The organism is Hyphomicrobium sp. MC8b (assembly GCF_905067615.1).
Classification (GTDB): domain Bacteria; phylum Pseudomonadota; class Alphaproteobacteria; order Rhizobiales; family Hyphomicrobiaceae; genus Hyphomicrobium_B.
On sequence record NZ_LR898465.1, the window covers coordinates 2,778,642 to 2,800,547 of the forward strand.

At 60.3% G+C, this 21,906-nt stretch carries 24 protein-coding genes; 9 read left to right on the forward strand and 15 right to left on the reverse strand.

All coding sequences use genetic code 11. The features are described from left to right. Nucleotides 1-4 precede the first annotated feature (4 nt). The 3 genes from ACLB1Z_RS13550 (at nucleotide 5) to ACLB1Z_RS13560 (ending at nucleotide 3,461) form a co-directional block, all read left to right on the forward strand. A complete protein-coding gene (locus ACLB1Z_RS13550) occupies nucleotides 5-1,018 on the forward strand; it encodes an aldo/keto reductase (protein ID WP_409560339.1) in 1,014 nt (337 codons plus the stop codon). A 51-nt stretch (nucleotides 1,019-1,069) separates the two neighbouring features. Continuing rightward, the gene (locus ACLB1Z_RS13555; RefSeq protein ID WP_409560340.1) at nucleotides 1,070-1,948 is read left to right on the forward strand and encodes an NAD(P)-dependent oxidoreductase; all 879 of its coding nucleotides are present in this window, start codon (nucleotides 1,070-1,072) and stop codon (nucleotides 1,946-1,948) included. A gap of 148 nt (nucleotides 1,949-2,096) precedes the next feature. Next, complete coding sequence (locus ACLB1Z_RS13560) at nucleotides 2,097-3,461, forward strand: cytochrome P450 (protein WP_409560341.1); 1,365 nt, start codon at nucleotides 2,097-2,099, stop codon at nucleotides 3,459-3,461. Between the two features lie 10 nt (nucleotides 3,462-3,471). Here the strand turns inward: ACLB1Z_RS13560 and ACLB1Z_RS13565 are convergent, their stop codons facing one another. Next, the gene (locus tag ACLB1Z_RS13565; protein WP_409560342.1) at nucleotides 3,472-4,467 is read right to left on the reverse strand and encodes a hypothetical protein; all 996 of its coding nucleotides are present in this window, start codon (nucleotides 4,465-4,467) and stop codon (nucleotides 3,472-3,474) included. A gap of 158 nt (nucleotides 4,468-4,625) precedes the next feature. On the opposite strand from ACLB1Z_RS13565, the gene ACLB1Z_RS13570 reads away from it, so the two are divergent. After that, entirely contained in the window at nucleotides 4,626-5,387 is a 762-nt protein-coding gene (locus ACLB1Z_RS13570) for a glucose 1-dehydrogenase (protein ID WP_409560343.1), read from the forward strand. A 72-nt stretch (nucleotides 5,388-5,459) separates the two neighbouring features. Then, nucleotides 5,460-6,320, forward strand: coding sequence for a class I SAM-dependent methyltransferase (locus ACLB1Z_RS13575; protein ID WP_409560344.1), 861 nt, complete (start codon nucleotides 5,460-5,462; stop codon nucleotides 6,318-6,320). Between the two features lie 57 nt (nucleotides 6,321-6,377). Here ACLB1Z_RS13575 and ACLB1Z_RS13580 read toward each other — a convergent pair whose 3' ends face one another. After that, nucleotides 6,378-6,557 carry a DUF1328 domain-containing protein gene (locus tag ACLB1Z_RS13580; protein ID WP_013948146.1) on the reverse strand — a complete coding sequence of 60 codons (180 nt, stop codon included), beginning with the start codon at nucleotides 6,555-6,557 and terminating at the stop codon, nucleotides 6,378-6,380. Between the two features lie 348 nt (nucleotides 6,558-6,905). On the opposite strand from ACLB1Z_RS13580, the gene ACLB1Z_RS13585 reads away from it, so the two are divergent. Both ACLB1Z_RS13585 and ACLB1Z_RS13590 read left to right on the forward strand, forming a co-directional pair. Continuing rightward, entirely contained in the window at nucleotides 6,906-7,601 is a 696-nt protein-coding gene (locus tag ACLB1Z_RS13585) for a ParA family protein (protein ID WP_409560345.1), read from the forward strand. 154 nt (nucleotides 7,602-7,755) lie between these two features. Further along, a complete protein-coding gene (locus ACLB1Z_RS13590) occupies nucleotides 7,756-8,007 on the forward strand; it encodes a hypothetical protein (RefSeq protein ID WP_013948149.1) in 252 nt (83 codons plus the stop codon). A gap of 177 nt (nucleotides 8,008-8,184) precedes the next feature. Here ACLB1Z_RS13590 and ACLB1Z_RS13595 read toward each other — a convergent pair whose 3' ends face one another. From ACLB1Z_RS13595 to ACLB1Z_RS13605, 3 genes are all read right to left on the reverse strand, one after another. Beyond that, nucleotides 8,185-9,717 (reverse strand): acyl-CoA carboxylase subunit beta, encoded by a 1,533-nt coding sequence (locus ACLB1Z_RS13595; protein ID WP_013948150.1) that lies wholly within the window; start codon nucleotides 9,715-9,717, stop codon nucleotides 8,185-8,187. Nucleotides 9,718-9,844: 127 nt separating this feature from the next. Next, nucleotides 9,845-10,552, reverse strand: coding sequence for a DUF2750 domain-containing protein (locus tag ACLB1Z_RS13600; protein WP_409560346.1), 708 nt, complete (start codon nucleotides 10,550-10,552; stop codon nucleotides 9,845-9,847). A 133-nt stretch (nucleotides 10,553-10,685) separates the two neighbouring features. Then, a complete protein-coding gene (locus ACLB1Z_RS13605) occupies nucleotides 10,686-11,132 on the reverse strand; it encodes a MarR family winged helix-turn-helix transcriptional regulator (RefSeq protein WP_409560347.1) in 447 nt (148 codons plus the stop codon). Nucleotides 11,133-11,187: 55 nt separating this feature from the next. On the opposite strand from ACLB1Z_RS13605, the gene ACLB1Z_RS13610 reads away from it, so the two are divergent. Further along, on the forward strand, nucleotides 11,188-12,321 hold the full coding sequence (locus ACLB1Z_RS13610; protein WP_409560348.1) for an FAD-dependent oxidoreductase: 1,134 nt from the start codon (nucleotides 11,188-11,190) through the stop codon (nucleotides 12,319-12,321). Nucleotides 12,322-12,435: 114 nt separating this feature from the next. After that, a complete protein-coding gene (locus ACLB1Z_RS13615) occupies nucleotides 12,436-13,767 on the forward strand; it encodes a hemolysin family protein (RefSeq protein ID WP_409560349.1) in 1,332 nt (443 codons plus the stop codon). Here the strand turns inward: ACLB1Z_RS13615 and ACLB1Z_RS13620 are convergent. The 10 genes from ACLB1Z_RS13620 to ACLB1Z_RS13665 form a co-directional block, all read right to left on the reverse strand. After that, nucleotides 13,760-14,563, reverse strand: coding sequence for an ATP12 family chaperone protein (locus ACLB1Z_RS13620; RefSeq protein WP_409560350.1), 804 nt, complete (start codon nucleotides 14,561-14,563; stop codon nucleotides 13,760-13,762). The two genes, ACLB1Z_RS13615 and ACLB1Z_RS13620, sit on opposite strands and share 8 nt — an antisense overlap. Beyond that, complete coding sequence (locus ACLB1Z_RS13625) at nucleotides 14,560-15,240, reverse strand: HAD-IA family hydrolase (RefSeq protein WP_409560351.1); 681 nt, start codon at nucleotides 15,238-15,240, stop codon at nucleotides 14,560-14,562. Before ACLB1Z_RS13625 ends, ACLB1Z_RS13620 begins: the two co-directional genes overlap by 4 nt. Before the next feature lie 152 nt (nucleotides 15,241-15,392). Next, a complete protein-coding gene (locus tag ACLB1Z_RS13630; protein ID WP_409560352.1) occupies nucleotides 15,393-15,902 on the reverse strand; it encodes a DUF6790 family protein in 510 nt (169 codons plus the stop codon). Between the two features lie 113 nt (nucleotides 15,903-16,015). Beyond that, nucleotides 16,016-16,420 carry a DUF1398 domain-containing protein gene (locus tag ACLB1Z_RS13635; RefSeq protein ID WP_409560353.1) on the reverse strand — a complete coding sequence of 135 codons (405 nt, stop codon included), beginning with the start codon at nucleotides 16,418-16,420 and terminating at the stop codon, nucleotides 16,016-16,018. A gap of 31 nt (nucleotides 16,421-16,451) precedes the next feature. After that, nucleotides 16,452-16,856, reverse strand: a complete 405-nt coding sequence (locus tag ACLB1Z_RS13640) for a MarR family winged helix-turn-helix transcriptional regulator (protein WP_409560354.1) — start codon at nucleotides 16,854-16,856, stop codon at nucleotides 16,452-16,454. Between the two features lie 217 nt (nucleotides 16,857-17,073). Beyond that, nucleotides 17,074-18,069 (reverse strand): RluA family pseudouridine synthase, encoded by a 996-nt coding sequence (locus tag ACLB1Z_RS13645; protein WP_409560355.1) that lies wholly within the window; start codon nucleotides 18,067-18,069, stop codon nucleotides 17,074-17,076. A 135-nt stretch (nucleotides 18,070-18,204) separates the two neighbouring features. Further along, complete coding sequence (locus ACLB1Z_RS13650; RefSeq protein ID WP_409560356.1) at nucleotides 18,205-18,894, reverse strand: VIT family protein; 690 nt, start codon at nucleotides 18,892-18,894, stop codon at nucleotides 18,205-18,207. A 22-nt stretch (nucleotides 18,895-18,916) separates the two neighbouring features. Then, entirely contained in the window at nucleotides 18,917-19,564 is a 648-nt protein-coding gene (locus ACLB1Z_RS13655) for a ParB-like protein (protein WP_409560357.1), read from the reverse strand. A 112-nt stretch (nucleotides 19,565-19,676) separates the two neighbouring features. Beyond that, a complete protein-coding gene (locus ACLB1Z_RS13660; RefSeq protein ID WP_409560358.1) occupies nucleotides 19,677-20,993 on the reverse strand; it encodes a replication-associated recombination protein A in 1,317 nt (438 codons plus the stop codon). A gap of 256 nt (nucleotides 20,994-21,249) precedes the next feature. Continuing rightward, on the reverse strand, nucleotides 21,250-21,903 hold the full coding sequence (locus ACLB1Z_RS13665; RefSeq protein ID WP_409560359.1) for a polymer-forming cytoskeletal protein: 654 nt from the start codon (nucleotides 21,901-21,903) through the stop codon (nucleotides 21,250-21,252). Nucleotides 21,904-21,906 lie beyond the last annotated feature (3 nt).

The window sequence follows — 21,906 nt, forward strand, 5'->3', positions numbered from 1 at the left end:
TGTCATGGAACAGATCGCTATCGGCAAGTCCGGCGTCACGACGTCTCGGGTGGGTCTTGGAACCTGGGCCATCGGCGGATGGATGTGGGGCGGCAGCGAAGAACGCGAGTCCATCGCGACAATCCAATCGGCCGTCGAGCGCGGCATTACGCTGATCGACACAGCGCCGGTCTATGGTTTCGGCCAGTCTGAAGAGATCGTCGGCAAAGCGCTCGCAGAAGGCGGACTGCGCGACAAAGTACAGATCGCAACGAAAGTCGGGCTGGCGTGGAAGGACGGCAAGGTCTATCGGGATTCTTCGCCGTCACGCATTCGTCAGGAAATCGAGGACTCGCTGCGCCGACTACGAACGGACGTCATCGACCTTTATCAAGTCCACTGGCCCGATCTCGACACACCATTCGAAGAGACGGCGCGCACGCTGGAAGATTTGCGGCGGGCCGGAAAAATCCGCGCGATCGGAGTCAGCAATTATTCGCCGGCGCAAATGGAGCAGTTTCGCCGTGCTGCGGCGCTCGATGCGGTGCAGCCGCCCTACAATCTGTTCGAGCGCGAGATCGAGGCCGACGTTCTTCCCTATGCCAAGAAAGTCGGTCTTACGGTGCTCAGCTATGGCGCCTTATGCCGAGGGCTGCTCAGCGGGCGCATGACCGCCGCGACGACGTTTAGCGGCGATGATCTGCGTAAAGCCGATCCGAAGTTCCAGGCCCCGCGCTTCGCACAATACCTTGCTGCAATCGAAAAGCTGCAAGCTCTGGCGCAGAACCGCTTCGGCAAATCCGTGCTCGCGCTTGCTGTCCGCTGGGTCCTTGACCAGGGGCCCACGATTGCGCTGTGGGGCGCGCGCCATCCCGGTCAGCTCGATCCGGTGGCCGAAGTCGATGGCTGGCATATCGACGACGGCAGCAAGCGTGAAATAAATTCGATTTTGGAAGCCTGCATCAGCGATCCGGTTTCTCCTGAGTTCATGGCACCGCCGGAAAAGCGGCCACAATTCGCGCAGGCCCGGTCAAGCTGAGATGGCAGCGTGCCGCAATTTTTACTCGGTCGACGAGATATGTGAGGAAGTATGAAAGTCGGATTCATCGGGCTCGGTCATATGGGCTCGGCCATCGCCGCGAACCTGCTCAAGGCAGGATACGACGTCACTGTCTACAATCGCACCCGGGCGAAAGCCGAAGCGCTTGCGTCGCAGGGCGCCAAGGTCGCAAGCACGCCGGGCGAAGCAGCGACGGGTGATGCCGTCTTCACGATGCTGGCGGACGACACCGCCGTTGCGAGCGTTGTTTTCGACGACGGCGGCATTCTCGCGAGCATGAACCCCAAGGCCGTTCATATCTCGCTCAGCACCATCAGCACGGCCCTTTCGAAGCGGCTGGTGGAGGCGCATGCGAATACCGGGCAGCGTTACGTCGCAGCGCCCGTGCTCGGCCGTCCTGATGCGGCAGCGGCCGCGAAGCTCTTTATCGTTGCGGCGGGCGCGGCTGACGCTGTGAAAGCCGTAACGCCTTTGTTTGATGTTATCGGACAACGAACATTCGTCGTCTCGGAGCAGGCCGACGCCGCCAACGTCGTCAAGCTCAGCTGTAATTTTCTTATTGCGACCGTCATTGAATCGCTCGGCGAAACGATGGCGCTCACGAGCAAGGCCGGCATCGACAAACACCACTTTCTCGACATCCTCACCTCGACGCTGTTCGGCGCGCCGATCTACAAGACTTACGGCAATCTAATTGCGGACGAAAAATTCAAGCCTGCTGGGTTTGCAGCGCCCCTCGGGCTGAAAGATGTTCGGCTGGCGCTGGCCGCCGGCGAGGAACTGCGCGTACCGTTGCCCATCGCCAGCCTGCTGCGCGACCGCTTTCTAACCCTGCTTGCCAATGGCGGCGATGATTTAGACTGGTCGGCCGTCGGCAGCCTAGCGGCGAAAGATGCAGGCGTCGCCTGAGTTCCCCACCTTCGCGCATGTCTCCCGCGCCTTTTCAAGCTTACACTGAAGGTCGCAAAACGATAGCATCGTCAGCATAGGCTGGAACCGAACGGTATCCGTTCCTATTTCGAAATTTCGAATGCGTTATCGAATTTCGGAGCCGGACATGAGCACCTCGTTCGCAACGTCGCACACGGCCACGTTACATAAGGGTCTGCCGCCTGGTCCGAAAGGTACCTTGATCGGCGGCAACCTCTCGCAGATCGGGACGCGACGCGTCGATTTCTTTCTAATGCTGGCGCAGACGTATGGTCCGATTGCCAGCTTCCGCGCCGGACGATGGCGACTTTTCCTTGTTAGCGACCCCGAACTCATACAGCAGGTGCTGGTGACGGACGCACGTTCCTACATCAAGCATTTCGGCGCGCGGACGTTCAAGCCAGTCCTCGGCAACGGCCTCGTTACAAGCGAGGGCGATTTCTGGCTGACGCAACGCCGCCTGTTGCAACCCGCTTTCCTCAAAACACAGGTGCTGTCCTATGCGCCGGTCATGGCGGAATTGACAGAAGCGATGCTCGCGAAGTGGGTGCCGGGAACATCTGTTGACATCGCATTCGAGTTCAGCGCACTGACGAGCGCCATCGCACTGAAGACGCTATTCGGCCTCGACGATCACGGCGATCGCGTGCGCGTTGATGAAAGTCTGCGGCTGACGTTCGAGCTTCTGACGCATCGTCTCGACTCGTTGTTTCAAGTGCCGCTCGTTTTTCCGACGCCGGCCAATTTGCGCCTCAAGCGGGCGATCGCAGACGTCAACGCTGTGATTGACGGTTTCATTGCGCAGAAGCAGGCGGCGCCTCCCGGCAACGATCTGCTGTCCACGATGATTGCAGCACAGCGCGAAGACGGCACGCAAATGACGGCGCAACAGCTGCGCGACGAAGCGATGACGCTCTATCTCGCGGGCCATGAAACGACGGCACTCACCTTGACGTGGAGCTGGTATCTGCTGTCGCAACATCCCGACGTCGAACAAAAGCTCGTCGCCGAATGGCAGCGTGTTCTCGGCGGCCGCGCGGCGCGTGCGAGCGACCTTTCGGCGCTGACGTATACGGCGGCCGTCATCAACGAGGCGATGCGGCTTTATCCCCCCGTCTATGTCATCGGGCGCGAGGCGACGACCGACCTCGAACTCGGCGGTTATCGCGTCAAGAAAGGCTATACGATTTTGATGAGCCAGTGGGTCAACCATCGCGACCCGAAGTATTTTCCTGAGCCCGAGCGCTTTCTTCCCGAGCGATGGCTCGATGGCCTCGCATCGCGTCTGCCGAAGTTCGCCTACTATCCGTTCGGCGGCGGCCAGCGGCTTTGCATCGGCGTGCACTTCGCATTGATGGAAGCGGCGATTGTGCTCGCGACCGTGGGACAACAATTCAAGTTCACGCTCGCCCCCGACGCGGTGATCGACATCATGCCTCAAATCACGATGCCACCGAAGTACGGCATGCCCGCCACGTTGACACGTCGTTGATTTTTGGCTCCTACGAGGCCGTCGCGAGGTCCTCTTCCGGTCGTCGCCAGAATGCAAATCTGCGCTTGCGTACGGGCTCGCCAGCGGTTGCAAGCGAGCTAATCAAATCGGCGGCGCCGCGAACCACACGGCGGTTGTTCCAGTATCCGGTGTGAGCATGATAGGCGACCATCGGTTGCGACAGATAACCGAGCCCGCGGAGAAGCATGCCTTCCGATGCAACCTCAATATCGTCAAGCAGCGGCTCGTTCGCATAAGCTTCATTGAGCGGCTTCAGCGGATAGCCGAGCAGATCGTTGCGGCTATAGAAGTTGAGCCATCGTGTGCGCGTTCGCATATCGGCATCGAGATCCCTACCGGGAAAAGCTGGCGGCGTGTTCGGATCGCGGGACGTCGTGATCGGCAGAATGCGGCTCGGCCCAAACGTGAAAGTGAAGAGCGGCATGTTCGAGCCCATCATCACCAAGCCTGCCAGCGTATCGAGGCGGCGAAAGGGCGAGCCGTTCTTCAAGTAAGCGGCGAATTCTCGGATATCATCGCCCTCTGGTGCGAGGCGCGCATCGTCCCAGTTCTTGATCGTATTTACGTCCCAGATGAACGAAGAGACGATATGGCAGCCGAGCGAATGGCCGATGAAAATCAGCGGCCGGTTCGGCTGGCCGTCGCCGTCGAGCGTTTCGAGAACGGCGCGAATGTCGGACTGAATTTCGTAGTAGCAGGAATTGCGGAAGCTCTTTGTCTTCTGATAGGCGGCTGCGTCACCGAGGCCCTGGACGACCAAACTGCGATACGGCGTTACGGGAAAAAGGCGGCTCTTTGCAACTTCATCGAGATATTCTTTCTGGCGCTGGCGCACGCGCTCCGCCCAGAAGACCGACCGGAACGTCGCGACGTCGCGAACGCGCTTGGGCAGGCAGGCCTCGATTGCGGACTGCATGCCTGCGTGATAGCCCGGCGCAAACGTATGAATACCGTGCACGAACACGATCGCGACTGGCTGCGCCATGCTCCTCCCCCGCATTCTTCAATGTATAAATAGACTTCGTTCCAACTGCTATCGTTCGGGCTTGCGGCGTTTGCATGGCGTGCGTGCAACGCTGCGCCGTTTCGCACGTTGGCCGTTCTATGACGTTTTAATCCGAAGCCTCATCAGGACCGCATGACATGGATGCAAAAATCGCCGCGATTACGGGAGGCGGACAAGGCATCGGACGTGGCATCGCGTATGCTTTCGCGGCGGCGGGCTATGCTGTTTCCATCGCCGATCCGGCCGCGGACGCAGGCGAAGAAGCCGTCGAATACATCAGCAAGCTCGGCGGGCGCGCGCTATACGAGCGCGCAGACACGTCGCGCGAGGAAGACGTGAACCGCTGGATCGCACGGACCATCAAAACGTTCGGCTGTCCGGAGGTGCTCGTTAACAACGCCGGGATCAATGCCAATCAGCCATTCCTCGAATTGCGGATCGAGGATTTCGATCATGTGCAGGCGGTCAACGTCCGTGGGGCGGTGCTCTGCACGCAAGCCGTCGCGCGTGAACTCGTCAAGGCAAAGCGGGGCGGTGCAATCATCAATATCGCCTCGACGCGCGCCTTCATGTCGGAGGCTAACACCGAAGCCTACACGGCATCAAAAGGCGCGATCATCGCATTGACGCACGGCATGGCGATCAGCCTCGGCGGCTATGGCATTCGCGTCAACGCGATCAGCCCCGGCTGGATCGAAACCGGCGACTGGCAATATTCAGGACGCGCAAAAATCCCGCATCATTCGGATACCGACAAAGCGCAGCATCCTGTCGGCCGCGTCGGCGTACCGGATGACATTGCCAAGGCATGTCTGTTTCTCGCAAACGATGCGGGCTTCATGACCGGGCAAAACATCATCATCGACGGCGGCATGAGCGTGAAGATGATTTATGTCTAGCTTGCGGTCGTCGCGCTGACGCAATCGCGGCTTATGCCGCTCGGCGCTCAATTGGCTCAAGGGTATATCGCCGTGACAAACGCAATCATCGAGAACGTCTCGGATACGGCATTCTGGGTCGCTCACTATCGCGGCATCGAAAGCAAGCGCGCGGATGCTCTCTTTCATGATCCCCTCGCGGCAGTGCTGGCAGGAGATCGCGGGCGGACCATCGCTGAAGCCATGCCGCGCCCTTTCCTGACGGAATGGGTCATTGCTGTACGCACTCGCATCATCGACGAGTTCATTCATGGTGCGGTCGACAACGGCGTCGATACGGTTTTGAACCTCGGGGCGGGCCTAGATACGCGCCCTTATCGGATGGATCTGCCGCCGACGCTGAATTGGATCGAAGCCGATTATCCGGCGATGATCGACTACAAGAAAAGCTTGCTCGCGCAAGAAAAGCCGCGCTTCGGTCTGTCACGCGAGACATGCGATCTCGCGAACGATGCGGAACGCAAGTCCGTGCTCTCAGAGGTCAATGCGAAATCTCGGAAATTCTTGGTCCTGACCGAGGGCGTCGTTCCATATCTGACAATGGATGCTGCCGGAGCTCTGGCCGATGATCTCCATGCGCTCGATCATGCGGCCTACTGGATCGTCGATTATCTTTCGCCTCAGCTTCTCAAGTTCCGCGAGGGCATGATGTCGGGCAAAATGCAGAACGCGCCGTTTTTATTCCGCCCCACCGACTGGTTTGGTTTCTTCGACCAACATGGTTGGAACCGTAAGGAAATTCGTTATTTCGGCGAGGAAGGCGATCGGCTGGGTCGCAAAATCCGGATGCCCTTCCTTGCAATTGTCGCCACCGTCGCGCGTGCGCTGTTTTCATCCGCGGAACGACAGAACTTCAAGAACGCGGCTGGCTACGCTCTGATGGTGCCGAAGTGAATTGGAACCAGCCCCCAACGCTTCCGAGCGCCGGGGGCTGCCAACGGTGACAGAAAACTATACACCGCGTCGCAACACACCGGCCACAAGGCCGATGATCACGAACACGACGGCCACCATCAGCAAGAGATGCGCGCCAGACATCGCCGTTCCGGCTACGCCGCCGAAGCCGAGAAACGCCGCAATAAGCGCGACGACCAAGAAGACGATCGCGTAATAAATCAGGCTGCCACCCATTGTGGTCCTCCATGCTCAAATGTCTGCAAAGCGAACGCACGCCGGCGTTTTTAAGTTCCTTTTTGCTTAGGCCCGGCTTTTGATTGCGCCCGGCGACACGGGTTCCGCGAGCCGGCCGCCCTCGCCTGTCATCCCAGCAGACGCAAAGCGGAGAGCACGGCCCCAGCGCGGCCATGCTCCCAGTTTCGCCGCCAATGCGGAGCCGGAATAACAGAGCCGTTCACGGCTCGCCCTCAGCGATGTCGTTCGACATTTTTGCCCCGTTCGTTAAAGATTAACGCAGGGGACGCGGCCGGGCGCAAAGATGGCTTGGCCAGCCTAACACTCGGAGCTAGCCTAAGAGTTGTCGTGAACGTCTTAATTGGCCCGTCGATTGCCATGCCTGTCGTTCTATCCATCATCGGCCAAAAAGGCGGCGTGGGAAAAAGCACGCTGGCGCGAGCGATTGCGGTCGTCGCGACGCAAGGCAATCTGCGGGTCAAGCTGCTCGATCTCGATATCGGGCAACAGACATCCGTGCGCTGGTCGACGACGCGCGCAACGAGCCGTACGCTTCGGACCATCGACGCGGAGGCTTTTTCATCGGTCGCCGATGCGCTCAAGGATACGTCGGACGTCGATCTCATCGTTATCGATACACCCGGCCATCTCTCGCCCGAGACGTTCGAAATTGCGCGCGCGTCGGATCTCATCGTCCTGCCGACGGGCACGAGTTCGGACGATCTCCATCCAACAACGCTGCTGCTCTATGAACTGGAGCAGAGGGGGCTATCGAAAGATCGGCTGTGTGTTGCCCTTTGCCGGATCCTGGACGCAAAAGAAGAACGCTGGGCGCGGCATTACCTTGAAACGACCGGCTATAAGCCGCTCATTGGCTCGCTACCAGAGCGCCTTGGTTATCGGCGTGCGCACAATCGCGGCCGGGCGATCACTGAAACCTCGGAAGCCTCGCTCAACGAACGCGCCAATGAATTGATGGCCAGTGTGCTGAGGAAAATTCTTCAGCACGTTCGTTCCGCCAACGGCGTTTATTCGGCGCATTGATAATATCATTCAAAACGGCGCGAGCATAAGGCGACGCCGCCCTCCAGCTGCGGTTCATGTTCTTTACAAATCTACAAGCTGCGTCCGCGCGGGAAACCATTACCTCTCGATCCCGTTTGAAGACCGTCCTATCGACAAACGAGAGGTAAGTTTCATGAAATTCGTCACAACCGCTGCACTGCTTGGCGCGGGCATGCTTGCTCTGACCGCGACCACGGCTTCCGCGGCCATTGTCTGCAACAGGGAGGGCGATTGCTGGCACGTGCGCGGGCACTACAAATACGAACCGGGCCTGCATTTGCGCGTGTTCCCCGATTCATGGAAGTGGGGCGACCACGATCACTATCGTTGGCGCGAGCATGAAGGCCGCGGCTACTGGCGGGGCGGCGTGTGGATTAATCTCTAGTTAGTTTTGTGCCCGGCGACACGCGTTCCGCGCGCCGGCCGCCGAGCACATTACTTGATGCATCGTTCTTGGCAGAATTTCTGAAAACGCCCGGCGACACGCGTTCCGCGCGCCGGGCATTTTTGTTTCGCCGCTTCCGACTATGTTGCGCACAGACAGCCGGAAGCGGCGGAACCATCACAACGGAATGTTGTCGTGCTTCTTCCAGGGATTTTCGAGCGTCTTGTTGCGCAGCATGTTGAGCGCGCGGCAGAGGCGCTTGCGCGTCGCCGAGGGCGTGATGACCTCGTCGATGTAGCCACGCTCGGCCGCGACGAATGGATTGGCGAACCGCTTCTTGTATTCGTCGATGCGCGCCTGAATCTTCGCCGGGTCCGATAGTTCGGAACGGTAAAGAATTTCGGCAGCACCCTTCGCCCCCATGACGGCGATTTCGGCTGTCGGCCACGCATAGTTGACGTCGCCGCGGATATGCTTGGAACTCATCACGTCGTAGGCGCCGCCGTACGCTTTGCGCGTGATGACGGTCACCTTCGGAACGGTTGCTTCGGCGTAAGCGAAGAGCAGTTTCGCGCCGTGCTTGATGAGGCCGCCGTACTCCTGCGCGGTGCCCGGCAGGAAGCCCGGAACATCAACGAACGTCACCAGCGGAATATCGAAACAATCGCAGAAGCGAACGAAGCGCGCGGCTTTGCGCGACGCATCGCTATCGAGCACGCCCGCCAGTACCATCGGCTGGTTGGCGATGATGCCGACGGTCGAGCCTTCCATGCGTGCGAAGCCCGTCACGATGTTCTTCGCGAAAGCTTCCTGGATTTCGAAGAAGTCCGCCTCGTCCACGACCTTCAGGATCAGTTCCTTGATGTCGTAGGGCTTGTTCGGATTGTCGGGGATTAGGGTGTCGAGCGAATGGTCGATGCGATCGGGGCTGTCGTGCGTCGGGATGAGCGGCACGCCCGCCTGGTTGCTCGACGGCAGGAAGTCCATCAGGCGACGCATCTGCAGCAGCGCCTCGAGATCGTTCTCGTAGGCCTTGTCGGCGATTGAGGACTTCGTGGTGTGGACCTTGGCACCGCCCAACTCTTCCGCGGTCACGGTTTCGTTCGTCACGGTCTTCACGACGTCGGGGCCAGTCACGAACATGTAGCTCGTATCCTTCACCATGAAGATGAAGTCGGTCATGGCAGGCGAGTAGACGTCGCCGCCCGCGCACGGTCCCATGATGACGGAAATCTGCGGGATAACGCCGGACGCCAGCACGTTGCGCTGAAATACTTCGCCATAGCCGCCGAGCGCATCGACGCCTTCCTGGATGCGCGCGCCGCCGGCATCGAAAACGCCGATGATCGGGGCGCGGTTTTTCAGCGCCATATCCTGGATCTTGGTGATCTTCTTGGCGTGTGTCTCTGACAGCGAACCGCCCATCACCGTGAAGTCTTTCGCGAAGACGTAGACGACGCGGCCGTTGATCGTGCCCCAGCCAGTGACGACGCCGTCGCCCGGCACCTTCGTCTTTTCCATGCCGAAGTCGGTGCAGCGGTGCTCGACGTACATGTCGAATTCTTCAAACGAACCGTCGTCCATCAGAAGTTCGATGCGCTCGCGGGCGGTCAGTTTGCCCTTGGCATGCTGCGCGTCAATCCGGGCGCGGCCGCCGCCGAGACGGGCATTGTCGCGGCGCTTCTCAAGCTCATCGATAATGTCTTTCATGGAACCCCTTGCCTGGCTCGGGCCGAATGTGCCGAAAGGGCTCTCTAGCATGGCTCCGATGCAGCGCAAACGGTGAGTTGTCGCGATGCCGGAGCCAAGCCCCGTGCCTAGGCAAAGGCCCGGAAACTCAGGCGCTTTTTGCGGCGGGCTCGGCTGCCGGCGCGGCCAGCCGGGCGGACAAATCAGCCGCCTTGACCTCGACAAAGCCGGCGCCGCGAACTGGCTCAATCAGAACGGGATGATTTTGGGCGGCGGCCCAGGGCAGCGTCGTTGCGATGAAATTCGCGATCGGCTCTACGATGACGCGCTTGCCCGCGATCTTTTTCATGTGAGCTTCGGCGTCAGGCCGGTGCGAAAAAACGTGCAGCTTGTCGGCCGAGCGCGGCTTCTGCATGCCGGGGGTCAGCATCGGGCCCTCGGCATTGCCGACAAGGTAAATTTCGCGCTTTTCACGGGCGGCGGCCGCATAAAGCGGGATCGCCTCGGTCTTGAGGCGGATCAGAAGATCGCGCGGGTCGATCTCCGCTTCGATCGGATCGGAAACCCAGTCGGTGCCGACGAAACCCTTGGCGGTCGCGATGCCAGGCAGAATATCAGTTGCAAATACTTCTAGAGAGATATCCTGCAACTCGCGGTTTCCGGCCAGCGCCTCAGCCCAGCGCCCTGCCTCGATCGGGCTCGACCAGAAAAGCTGAACCGTTCGCCCAGCGACCTTCTGCGAGGGCACGGAAGCGTTTTCCTCATCGGCAAGCGTGAGCACACGCCCTTCGGCCACCGCCCGGCGCACGAAGCGGTCGCGTTGCGCTAGCTCTGGAATGCGCGGCGCGTTGAGCATTGGTCACCGACCCCGAATCATTCCTGCAAGTGTTCTTGAAACGCGACGCGAGGACAAGGAGGTCTCGGGTAAAGATAATCCTTCGTGTTAAATTCGGTTCTTTCTTCTGTGTTTTCGATGCGACGTCTGCGCCTCAATTGTCCATGGCTTCGACATTTGCCAGCACTCGACGCAACAGGCCCATCAGCGTCTCGACCTCTTGCGCGGTTAGCCCCTCCATCGCTTCCTTGTTGCCTTGAAGGAGAATCTCGCGCCCCTGAGGCAGCTTCGCCAAAGCTTTTTCGGTAAGCGAAATCATGCTGCTGCGGCGATCGGTTAGATCCGGTTCCCGGTGCACAAGGCCATCGCGTTCCATGCGATTGATAAGCTGCGCCATGCTCGGCTGCTCAACTTTTACCAAACGCGCCAGTTCGATTTGCGACATTCGATTGCCGTCTTTGAGAGCGCTAAGCACGGGCAGATGCGCGGAGGCAAAGCCCAGCGCGCGGAGACGCGTGTCGCCGACCCGCGCCAAGCCGCGCGCAATTCGACTGAAATAATGACCGGGCGTCTCCATGGGCTTCCACTTACCGCTTGCCATTACATAGGGTCCTATGTTTATAACATAGGACCCTATGTAATCGGAGGCGGCGGAAATGGCAATCGGTTCACGGATCGCAATTATTGGCGGCGGCCCCGGCGGATTGATGCTCGCCCGTCTACTGGAACTCCGCGGGGTGATTGCGACAGTGTTTGAACGCGACGCTCACGCCGGCGAGCGTCCGCAAGGCGGCTCTCTCGACCTTCATGCCGAGTCCGGCCAGCGCGCCATGCGTTGCGCCGGGTTAGAGGCGGAATTTCGTGCTGCAGCCCGACCGGAAGACCAGGGCGATCGTTTGTACGACGAACACGGAACGCTCCTGTTCGACTACGACGGTGTTGGCGACGACCGGCCCGAAATCGACCGCACAGAACTTCGCCGCATCCTGCTCGGCTCCCTTTCCACAACGGAGATGCGTTGGGGCTGCAGGATCACGGGTGTCCGCCCCCCAGAGAATGGCGGTTACGATGTGATAAGCGACGGAATCAGCGAACACTTCGACATCGTCGTCGGCGCCGATGGCGCTTGGTCTCGCGTCCGTCCCCTGCTCTCCGACGCCACGCCTTTTTACGAGGGCGTCACCTTTATCGAACTCGGCTTCGATGCGAGCCGCCACCCGTCCGTCGATACCCTTGTTGGGAGGGGCAAAATGTTTGCGGTAGGCAACAACCGCGCGCTGATCGCCCAGCGCAACGGTCACGGGCATATCCGCGGCTACGCCGGTATTCGCATCCCGGAAGCTGAAGCCCAGAACTTGGCAAAACGATCGACCACCGAGACGCGCGCAATCGTGCGGGAGGCGTTCGACGGTTGGGCCCCGACGTTGACCCAGTTGATCGAGGACGGACAGATCATCGGCGTCCGCCAGTTGTATGCGCTGCCGGTTGGCCACCATTGGGCAAGCAGACTTGGGCTCACAATGCTGGGCGATGCCGCGCACTTGATGTCTCCGTTCGCGGGCGAAGGAGTCAATCTCGCGCTCGCCGATGCCGTCGATCTTGCGGATGCGTTGACAGCGGAAAACGGCTGGTCGGCTGTTGAGCGTTATGAAGCGGAGATGGTCGCGCGGGCGACGCCGGCCGCGGAAGAAGCATCAACCGGCTTGAACGGTGTTTTTTCGTCGACCGGCATTTCTGATGTCCTGGCGCATTTTAAGGAACGCATTGAGGCACGTATCCCAGCGCAGTAGGTTCCGTACATCGGCCGGGACGATGCAGAAATCTGGGGGCGGCCACCTAAAAGGCGACCTTGATTTGCCCCGTCCGTGCCCATAGCATAACGCTTCCCAACAACTTGGAGTGGCTTGGACGCACATCCGTCGGCCGCGAACATCGTGACCGAAGCCCTCATCGTTCTGGCCCTTGTTCTTCTCAACGGCCTTTTTGCGCTTTCCGAACTTGCGATTGTTTCGGCACGCCGGCCGCGATTGAAAGCCATGGCGGCATCGGGCCGTTCCGGCGCGAACAGCGCGCTGGCACTCTCGGCGCAGCCCGGCCGCTTCCTGTCGGCCGTCCAGATCGGCATCACACTGATCGGCACGATCAACGGCGCCTATTCGGGCGAGACGTTCGGCGAGGACGCTTCCCTCTATCTGCAAAGCCTCGGCTTCAGCCGACAGATTGCCGACCCGGCCGGCTTCGGTATCGTCGTCGCGGTCATCACGTATCTTTCGGTCATTATCGGCGAATTGGTGCCGAAGACGCTGGCGCTGCGCAACGCCGAGGCGATCGCCTGTTTCGTTGCACCGATCATGACGGGTTTTGCGAAGATCGCGGCGCCCATCGTCTGGCTTCTCGATACCTCGACGAACCTCGTGTTCCGTCTTCTCGGACTGTCGCAGGAAAGCGAGAGCAAGGTCACAGATGAAGAGATCAAGACGCTTATCGCGGAAGCCGAGACGGCGGGCGTACTGGAGACGGGCGAAGGCGAATTGATTTCGGGCGTGATGCGTCTGGCAGATCGCGCCGTCGTCGGCATCATGACGCCGCGCACCGACGTCGTCTGGATCGACATCACTGCGTCGGACGAAGCGATCAAGGAACGGCTGATCTCTACGCCGCATTCGCGTCTGCCTGTCGGTGAAGGCTCGACCGACAAGCTGATCGGCGTGGTGCAAACGCGCGAGCTGCTGTCGAACCTCCTCTCGGGCAACAACTTCGATCTGAAGTCCTTCGTTCGCAAGGCGCCGATGATCCCCGAGACAGCGGCGGCACTCGACGTGCTGTCGGTGCTGCGAGACGCGGAAGTGCCGATGGCGCTCATCCACGACGAATACGGCGACTTCGAAGGCCTCGTCACGCCCGCCGATATTCTCGAGGCGATTGCGGGCGTTTTCAAATCCGATGCCGAGGGCCTTGAGCCCTATGCGGTCGAGCGCGACGACGGGTCGTGGCTGTTTTCCGGCGGCATGCCGGTCGACGAAATGGCCGACAAGATCGGCATCGTGCTGCCGGAGAACCGCTCCTATGAAACGGTCGCCGGATTCGTGCTTGCCGGATTGCAGCATTTGCCGAAGACGGGCGAGCACGTCGATATCAGCGGCTGGCGGTTCGAGGTCGTCGATCTCGATGCGCGCCGTATCGACAAGGTGCTCGCAAGCCGTCTGGTGCCGTTGCGGCGCAGACTTCCTACGTAGCTTTTCTGCACAAAGTCAGAAACCGCACGGCAGCGTCGAACTCGGCCCGGCGGCCACGGCGGCGTGCGAGGGCTTCGGAATCCTCACCCCAAAGCGAGATCTGATAATCTTCATCAACGTGCGCGGCTTTCCAGGCGGCGTCCGGGCTCAGCCACTCGCGGTCGATGGCGAGCGCAATCAGCGCAGAGCCGGTCAGCGTCGTAATGACGTGCAGGCCCGATAGCCGCATAGCGTTGTGCGGCTCCAACGCTTGCTCATAAGCGACGATCGCAGCGGTTGGCTGGGCGACGTGCACAATTCCGAATACGACGCGAAACTCGGCGTTGAGCGTCTCGTTCGCCCACGCGACGATCGGATCCCAATGCTCGGCCTGCAATTCGACGAGTTTTTCTGGTGTCGCTGCGCGATAGCAGATGAGATCGGTTCCGGCATAAGCGGCGATATCATCGGCAACGGCATCAAGCGTATCGGCGACGGCATCGATGGCCGTGTTGGCGAAACGCGTCAACGGCATATGCGCAGGGTTGATATGCTCGGCCTGGGCGCGCCATTCCTCGGCGATGGCTTCTGCGAGTTCGTGCGTCGGCAAGGCGAGCGCACGCTTCTTCGGCGTTTTGATCGGGCGACCATCGAGCAGCACGCTAAAAGGTGCCGTGTCGCTGACACTCACCTCCTTGTAGAAGCGGCGCGGCAGTGGTTTGGCGAGGCTATCGCTCAGGACTTTGCCCGGCCCCCCGGATGGCCGCGGCGCCGCAGGCCCAGCGCCGGATTTGCCTTTTCCGTTCTCGTCGTTCATGCGGCGCTGCTTTCAAGTGCGAGGACATCGTCGATGGCTTTGGGCAGATCTTCGAAACGTTCGACGATAATATGAGCGCCGGCGTTGTTTAGTTCCGCCACCGTGTGATAGCCCCAGGCGACGCCAATTGCCGCCACGCCAGCCGTCCGTGCCATCGCCATATCATACGTCGTGTCGCCGATCATGACCGTAATTTCGGGCGTTGCGTCGGTTTCCAGAATGGCACGCTGAAGCATCGAGGGATGCGGCTTGGACGGATGATCGTCGGCAGTCTGGATGGTTGCGAAACTTCCGTGCCAGCCTTCGCGATCGAACAGGCGGTCGATGCCGCGACGGGACTTGCCCGTCGCGATGCCGAGAAGGTGGTCGTCACGCGCGGCAAGATTGGCGATCGTTTCCTTGGCTTGCGGAAACAGGATCTCGGTTTCGGCCGGATCGTGCTTCAGCTCCCGGAACGCCATCTTGTAGCGTTCGGCGAGCGCAGCGCGCGTCGCCTTGTCAACATCGGGGGCCAGCACTGCAAACGCCTCAGGGAGCGAAAGCCCGACGACCGAGAGCGTCGCCTCCCGCGTCGGCGGGGTCATCTCGAGCGTGGTGAAGGCATGCACCATCGACAGCACGATGCCCGCCTGGCTGTCGACGATCGTGCCGTCGCAATCAAAAACAACGAGTTTCATGGGGGCGTTTTAGCATGGGGATTTTTAGTTTGCACCCGGCGCCCCCCCTTACGGGGAGCCGGCCGCCATATGATTTTTGTAACTTTCTTCGCCCGTTAGGTGGCGCATGGCGGCCGGCGCGCGGAACGCGTGTCGCCGAGCACCATAAAAAGCTAGGGGCGGCCGAGGCGGTGCTGGAGCCAGAGCAACAGGAAGCCGAAAAGCGGGATGAGGAAGTCCAGATAGAAAATCACGCCGGCATTGCCGGGCGCAAAATTGTGCTGCGTCACGATCTGGTAAATGTGGCCGAAGCCCGCGCCCAGCGCGAATAATGCCGGTCCGACGATGGCCGCGAGACGAAGGTCGAAGCTTCGGAATGCCGCCAGAAACCCGACGACTGAAAAGCCGAGGCTCGCCGTGCCCACTTCGAACTGAAACGGACTATCGGCCCAGCCGATGAACTGAGCCGCCATTTGTCCGAAGAAGGAATGCATCACGAAGTTGTAGAAGAAGCAGACGCCGATAGCCCAGAACACGTGCCACGAAATCAACTTCTCGACGACCACGGCCGCTGTCACGGGTTTGGGAGCACGCATAATCGCGGCGAGCGAAAACAGAAGTCCGACAACGAGAAACGTGAGCGTGAAATTCGAAAGAACGAACCTGATGATTTCCGCGATCATGACTGCGCCCTATGGGAAAAGCTCGAATTTTCTAATGATTGAAATAGAGGAACTTGAAGCAAAAAGCCCGACGAGAGAGGTGCGTTCCTTCCGGCCGCAGGCATCGGCAAGCGTTAGAGATTGGGGAAGTGCTCAACATGCGTCTCGGCGGTACGTCCGAAGTATACTACTCGGCGACCCGAAAACGAAACGATGTAGCCGGCGCAACCAGCGGCTTTCACCTTTCGGCAAAATCCTTTGTAAGTGTATCCGGGAGCCCCGCTCTGCGCTTCGTGGATCGCTGCCTTCACCGTCTCGCCGAGAAACTCGGGTGCTACCGTCTCTTCGTCGGGGAGCAATGAGAGTTCGATGCTATCTCCGTCGGGAAGATAATAAGCGCATACGTTGCGCCTATAATCGACGCTATATCCCTCAAAGCCCGCTGCGATCAGCGTTCCGACAATCGTCGGAAAGTCCATGCTCGCATCATACGCCGCCGCAAGGGATGCTATGGCAGTGACTGTCTGTTTCTCCTTCATCCTTGCTCCCGGGTTGTCGGTGTCATTCCGATTAATTGACTGGGATATCATTCAGTCTGTGGCGCTTAACGATTTTCTCTAAGGTTCGCCTCAGCGCTGACTGTTCTTCTGAGCTCAGCACGCCGAAAAACTGTTGATCGTTGACGTCCGCGAGCTTGGCCAGCCGAGGAACAAGGCTCCTACCCTTTCCGGAAAGCTTGAGCGTATGTGCCCGCCCGTCATCGAGATTTTCCTTCCTCTCGATCAGCTGTTTGGCCAGCAATCTGTCGGAGAGCTTGCTGATCGCTCCCCGCGTCATACCCATTCTCGTCGCGAGCTTGCTGGGAACAAGCTCGTCGACGTCGAAAAGCACCCGCAGGACGACCCACTCCGCAACGGTTACGTCTTCTGCAACCAGCCTGCGCGCAAAGGTGGTCGAGACGTTATTGGAGACCAACCTCAGCCAATAGCCGAGGTGATCGGTTAGGTCGGATACGGGAATCTTTCGAGACATCGTTGCCCAATATGATTTACAAGGAAACCATATTATGGATAAAGTTTCCTTGTCAACTATACTGACGTAGCCGTTGCGAACGTATCAACCGCGTTCCGCCCAGACACGATTTGATTGAGCTATGCTGCAGCCCCAAAACGGTCGGCTGGCGCGCCGCTTTCTACTCGAACTTTTCTTCGTCGAAACCCAGAAGTTCCCACGTGCGCCGCATGTGATCGGGCAACGGCGCGGTAACGTCGATGGTTTTTCCGCCTTTCGGATGCGGAATGACGAGACGGCGTGCGTGCAAGTGCAGCTTCTTATCGATGTTCTCGGCGGGCATGTGAACGTCGCCCTCGTACTTGTTGTCGCCGACGATCGGATGGCCGATGAGATGCATGTGCGCGCGCAATTGATGCTGGCGGCCGGTCACCGGCTTCAGCGAAACCCATGCCGTCTTATGCGCGGCGCGGTCTACAACCGAATAATGGGTCGTCGCGTGCATCGCGACTTCCTGCTCGCCGGGCTTCGCCTTGCGCACGCGATCCCCATCAGGGCCTGACGCTTTGACGAGGGCGGCTTCGACCTTGCCCTGCGGCGGCTTCGGAACGCCCTTGACGAGCGCCCAATAGGTTTTCGCAGCGGAGCGCGTCTGGAACGTCCGCCCGAGCTTCGCTGCCGCCTCGCGCGTTTTCGCAACGAGCAGCACACCGGTCGTATCGCGGTCTAGGCGATGGACGAGCCGCGGACGCTCGCCGCCGAAGCGATCAGCCATGCCTTCGAGCATGCCGTCGATGTGCTTCTTCGTTCCGGTGCCGCCCTGGACCGCGAGGCCGAACGGCTTATTCAGAACGAGAACGTAGTCGTCCTCGAACAGGATCATCTTTTCGATGGTATCGCGGTCGCCCTTTGAGACACCGGGAGGGGCCTGCAGTCCCGGTCCCGACTTTTTGGGCTGACGAACGATCGCCGGAACGCGGATTTCCGCGCCGACATTGAGACGGTCGTTCGCCTGCGCGCGCTTGGAATCGACGCGAACCTGACCGGAACGCAGAAGCTTCTGGAGATAGGTGTAGCCGACCTCCGGGAAATGCACGCGAAACCAGCGGTCGAGGCGCATATCGGCCTCGCCGTGCGCGACGCGCAGCGTTTCGACTTTTGAAGGCGTGTCGGTCATCGGAGTGTCCAACGTCGTGCGGCCCCAGAAAATTCCGGTGGCAAGCGAAGTGCGAAGATCATAAGAGGAATCCTTAGCGGAATTCCGTATAGCGCCGATCCGGGCGGCTAGGAAGGGCGGTAAGATAAACGGCCGCTAAACGGCGGCCCCAGAAAGATGGCCGATGGCCGCGGTTATCGCCATCGCCAGCGCGCCCCAGAAGGTTACCCGCACGACGGCACGCCCAATATTCGCTCCGCCGGCCTGGGCTCCGATGGCGCCGAGAACCGCGAGGCAGACAAGAGAGGCGGCGGTGACGAGCCAGGTCACGCGGCCTTCCGGCGAGAAAAGCGCCACCAGGACAGGAACTGCCGCCCCGACCGCGAAAGACGCGGCCGATGCCATCGCAGCCGTGATGGGGCGTGCCGTCGTCAACTCGGAAATACCAAGTTCCTCTCGGGCATGGACCCCAAGCGCATCACGCGCCATCAGTTGCTGCGCAACTTGACGCGCGAGCGATGGCTCAACGCCGCGGGCAACATAGATGTCTGTGAGTTCCTGAAGCTCGAAATCCGGTTGCTCGACGAGTTCTTTGCGCTCTCGGGCAAGGTCGGCATTTTCTGCGTCCCGTTGGGAGCTGACTGACACGTATTCACCGGCAGCCATTGAAAGCGCACCGGCGACGAGGCCGGCGACGCCCGCAATGAGAATAGATTGCTGCGAGGAATCGGCCGAAGCGACACCAGCGATCAAGCTTGCCGTCGAGACAATGCCGTCGTTGGCGCCCAGGACGGCGGCCCGAAGCCAGCCAACGCGTTCTACAACGTGCTGCTCGGTCGTCGCCATGTTTCTCTCTTACCTGCTAACGTTATGAGCGTGCATGAGGCCCGCACCAACCGGGAAGATACGATGCTTCGGGGCTTTTGGCGAACTGAAGTGCCTGCGTCAGCGCAGATTCGGGATCGCCTTTGGCGATCTTGGCATCGACACGGCGGCGGAGTGCATCGGCCCAAAGAAATTCGCTGAATGGCGTTGCATCCTTCGCGTAGCCACCCGCAAAGCGAAGTTCTCCCGCGAGGCTGCGATAGGGATCGTCCGCCAGTTCGGCTATTGACTTAGGAAGTTCCGTGCGCGTCTGGCGCTCGCCGTCGGTGTCGAACGGATGCATCCAGCCGCGATTGTCCATGAAGCGCCAGAACTCTTCTTTGTCGAGCGCACGAAGGTCGGCGACCGGCGAAATCAAAACCTGCTCCACGCCTTCGTCATGCAGTGCACGGCCTAGATGATGATGATCTATGACGTAGTAGCGGTTCTTCGGGCCGCGGACGACGGGGATCATGTGGCGGCCGAGGAATGTGCCCGTCTTTGTCGGCGCGAGTTTCTTCCATTCGGCGCGTTTGCGCTCGACCTCGCGCATGCCGACCGTCATCTGCGTCGGCCGTAGATCGGCAATGGCGATCGAATGCAGCAGCGGCTGCGGCGATCGCGGGTTTGGTTCTATCGATTGTTCGGCCATCTGACGATCCTCGGAGGTCGGCATTCTAACGTCGCAACAGTCGTAGCCGATTTCGAACCGTTCGCGGACTTACCAAACTGTAAATGGCGGGAAGGCCTCTCGGCGGGGAGGCCTATCTGCTACTCCGTTCGGCGCGGAGTTTGGCCCAATAATCGAGGCGTTTCTTGATTTCGCGTTCGAAGCCGCGCTCGGGCGGGTCGTAGTATTGCGGGCGCTTTTTGAACGCATCTGGAAAATAGTTCTGCCCCGAGAACGCGTCCGGCTGATCGTGATCGTAGAGGTAGTCGGAGCCGTAGCCCTCCTCCTCCATTAGCTTGGTGGGTGCGTTGAGGATCGTCTTCGGCGGCGACAGCGAGCCGTGCTCTTTCGCAGCGCGCATCGCGGCTTTGTAGGCAACGTAGTTGGCGTTCGATTTCGGCGCCGTCGCGACATAAATAACGGCTTCGGCCAACGCAAGTTCGCCTTCCGGCGAGCCTAAGAAATCATAGGCATCCTTGGCGGCATTCGCGACGACAAGCGCCTGCGGATCGGCGAGTCCGATGTCTTCCACCGCCATCCGTACGATGCGACGCGCAAGGAACAAACGGTCCTCGCCGCCGTCGAGCATTCGGCAGAAATAATAAAGCGCGGCGTCGGGATCGGAACCGCGCACAGCCTTATGCAGCGCAGAGATCAGGTTGTAATGACCTTCGCGCGACTTGTCGTAGAGCGGCGCGCGGCGCTGCACGAGCTTGACGAGGGCTTCGCGCGTCAACGGTTTGCCCTTCGCTGGAACGGCAGCAAACACGTCTTCGACGAGGTTCAAGATCGAACGGCCGTCGCCATCGGCCATGCCTTTCAGCGCGTCTCGAGCGTCATCATCGAGCGGCAGCGGCCGGCCGACCTCCTTCTCAGCGCGTTCCAGGATCGTTTCAAGGTTTTCGTCCGTCAGACGATTGAGAACCAGCACGCTCGCGCGCGAAAGCACAGCGGCGTTGAGTTCGAACGAGGGGTTCTCGGTCGTGGCGCCGACGAGCGTGATCGTGCCGTCTTCCATGTAGGGCAGGAAACTGTCCTGCTGCGAACGGTTGAAGCGATGTATCTCATCGATGAAGAGCAGCGTGCCCTTGCCCTGCTCGCGCATGATCTTGGCGCGGTCGAAGGCTTTGCGCAGCTCGGCGACGCCCGAGAAGATGGCCGAGAGTTGCTCGAACACAAGGTTCGTTTCGCCTGCGAGCAAGCGCGCGATCGTTGTTTTGCCGGAGCCGGGCGGCCCCCAGAAAATAAGGCTCGGCACGCGGCCACTCTTCAGCATCCGCGTCAGCGTGCCTTCGGGTCCGACGATATGTTCCTGGCCGACGACTTCCGACAGCGTCTTGGGGCGCAGCCTATCGGCGAGCGGCCGAGGTGCGCTCTTTTCCAGTCCGGCGGCTTCGAAGAGATTGGTCATACGCGCCTTATATAAGGCCGCGCGGCTGGCGTCCAAAGGCTCTTTTGTGGGCGCTTGGCGACACGCGTCCCGCGCGCCGGCCGAGTGCTTTATTTGCGCCGAGCAACTCCGCTCCGCGGAGCCGGCCGCTGGGCGCGGACATTCGCTTCACCCTTTGTCATGCCGACGAAGGTCGGCACCCAACGGCTGTCGCGACTTGTCTGGATCCCGGCCTGCGCCGGGATGATGGCAGTTGGAGATGGGTGTCCGATTTTAGCTAATCGTTCCGTACAGCGACGTTGACCGTTTGTGGCGTGCCGGAGGTGGCGCCGGAGACGTCGCTGACTTCGACGTCGAAGCGGGCCTGTGCCGCGTCCGAGCCATCGTGCGTGAAATAGACCATGCCGCGTTCGAGGTCAGCCTGCGAGAACGTCGCCACGGCCTGCGCAGGATCGTTGGACAGGACGACGGAACCGCCCGACGCGTTCGAGATATGGAACGTCAGATTTTCGGGGCGGTCGTCGGGATCAAGGGCGTTGAGGTCGGCCGTGGTGATGCGCACCGAACGGCCTTTCGTGACGGTCAGGTCGAGATCGCCGCCAAGGGTGGGCGGGATGTTACGGACGTGGGCCGTGAGTTCGCCCCCCTCTTCCATCGACAAGCGGCCGTACTTGATCTTGCCAGCGGCGTGGCCGGTGCTCTTGATCTGAATGAGCTGCTGGACGCGGACGTCGCCCTGGATGGTGCCGCGGATTTCTGCGGTATCGGAATTGATGGCGCCGAAGAGCCTGCCGCCCTCTTGCACGATGACCTCGGAGGCCGTGACGCCACCTTCGACGTAGCCCCAGATTTCGACGCGCTGGCCGCTTTTGACCTCGCCCTTCAGGACGGCGTCCTCGCCGATGATCAACACGCCACGGTTCTCGGACATCGG

Excerpts from the sequence above, each read along its gene's own strand:
- ACLB1Z_RS13550 (WP_409560339.1), top strand. The coding sequence starts at position 5 with ATGGAACAGATCGCTATCGGCAAGTCCGGCGTCACGACGTCTCGGGTG.
- ACLB1Z_RS13555 (WP_409560340.1), top strand. The coding sequence starts at position 1,070 with ATGAAAGTCGGATTCATCGGGCTCGGTCATATGGGCTCGGCCATCGCC.
- ACLB1Z_RS13560 (WP_409560341.1), top strand. The coding sequence starts at position 2,097 with ATGAGCACCTCGTTCGCAACGTCGCACACGGCCACGTTACATAAGGGT.
- ACLB1Z_RS13565 (WP_409560342.1), bottom strand. The coding sequence starts at position 4,467 with ATGGCGCAGCCAGTCGCGATCGTGTTCGTGCACGGTATTCATACGTTT.
- ACLB1Z_RS13570 (WP_409560343.1), top strand. The coding sequence starts at position 4,626 with ATGGATGCAAAAATCGCCGCGATTACGGGAGGCGGACAAGGCATCGGA.
- ACLB1Z_RS13580 (WP_013948146.1), bottom strand. The coding sequence starts at position 6,557 with ATGGGTGGCAGCCTGATTTATTACGCGATCGTCTTCTTGGTCGTCGCG.
- ACLB1Z_RS13590 (WP_013948149.1), top strand. The coding sequence starts at position 7,756 with ATGAAATTCGTCACAACCGCTGCACTGCTTGGCGCGGGCATGCTTGCT.
- ACLB1Z_RS13595 (WP_013948150.1), bottom strand. The coding sequence starts at position 9,717 with ATGAAAGACATTATCGATGAGCTTGAGAAGCGCCGCGACAATGCCCGT.
- ACLB1Z_RS13600 (WP_409560346.1), bottom strand. The coding sequence starts at position 10,552 with ATGCTCAACGCGCCGCGCATTCCAGAGCTAGCGCAACGCGACCGCTTC.
- ACLB1Z_RS13605 (WP_409560347.1), bottom strand. The coding sequence starts at position 11,132 with ATGGCAAGCGGTAAGTGGAAGCCCATGGAGACGCCCGGTCATTATTTC.
- ACLB1Z_RS13610 (WP_409560348.1), top strand. The coding sequence starts at position 11,188 with ATGGCAATCGGTTCACGGATCGCAATTATTGGCGGCGGCCCCGGCGGA.
- ACLB1Z_RS13620 (WP_409560350.1), bottom strand. The coding sequence starts at position 14,563 with ATGAACGACGAGAACGGAAAAGGCAAATCCGGCGCTGGGCCTGCGGCG.
- ACLB1Z_RS13625 (WP_409560351.1), bottom strand. The coding sequence starts at position 15,240 with ATGAAACTCGTTGTTTTTGATTGCGACGGCACGATCGTCGACAGCCAG.
- ACLB1Z_RS13630 (WP_409560352.1), bottom strand. The coding sequence starts at position 15,902 with ATGATCGCGGAAATCATCAGGTTCGTTCTTTCGAATTTCACGCTCACG.
- ACLB1Z_RS13635 (WP_409560353.1), bottom strand. The coding sequence starts at position 16,420 with ATGAAGGAGAAACAGACAGTCACTGCCATAGCATCCCTTGCGGCGGCG.
- ACLB1Z_RS13645 (WP_409560355.1), bottom strand. The coding sequence starts at position 18,069 with ATGACCGACACGCCTTCAAAAGTCGAAACGCTGCGCGTCGCGCACGGC.
- ACLB1Z_RS13650 (WP_409560356.1), bottom strand. The coding sequence starts at position 18,894 with ATGGCGACGACCGAGCAGCACGTTGTAGAACGCGTTGGCTGGCTTCGG.
- ACLB1Z_RS13655 (WP_409560357.1), bottom strand. The coding sequence starts at position 19,564 with ATGGCCGAACAATCGATAGAACCAAACCCGCGATCGCCGCAGCCGCTG.
- ACLB1Z_RS13660 (WP_409560358.1), bottom strand. The coding sequence starts at position 20,993 with ATGACCAATCTCTTCGAAGCCGCCGGACTGGAAAAGAGCGCACCTCGG.
- ACLB1Z_RS13665 (WP_409560359.1), bottom strand. The coding sequence starts at position 21,903 with ATGTCCGAGAACCGTGGCGTGTTGATCATCGGCGAGGACGCCGTCCTG.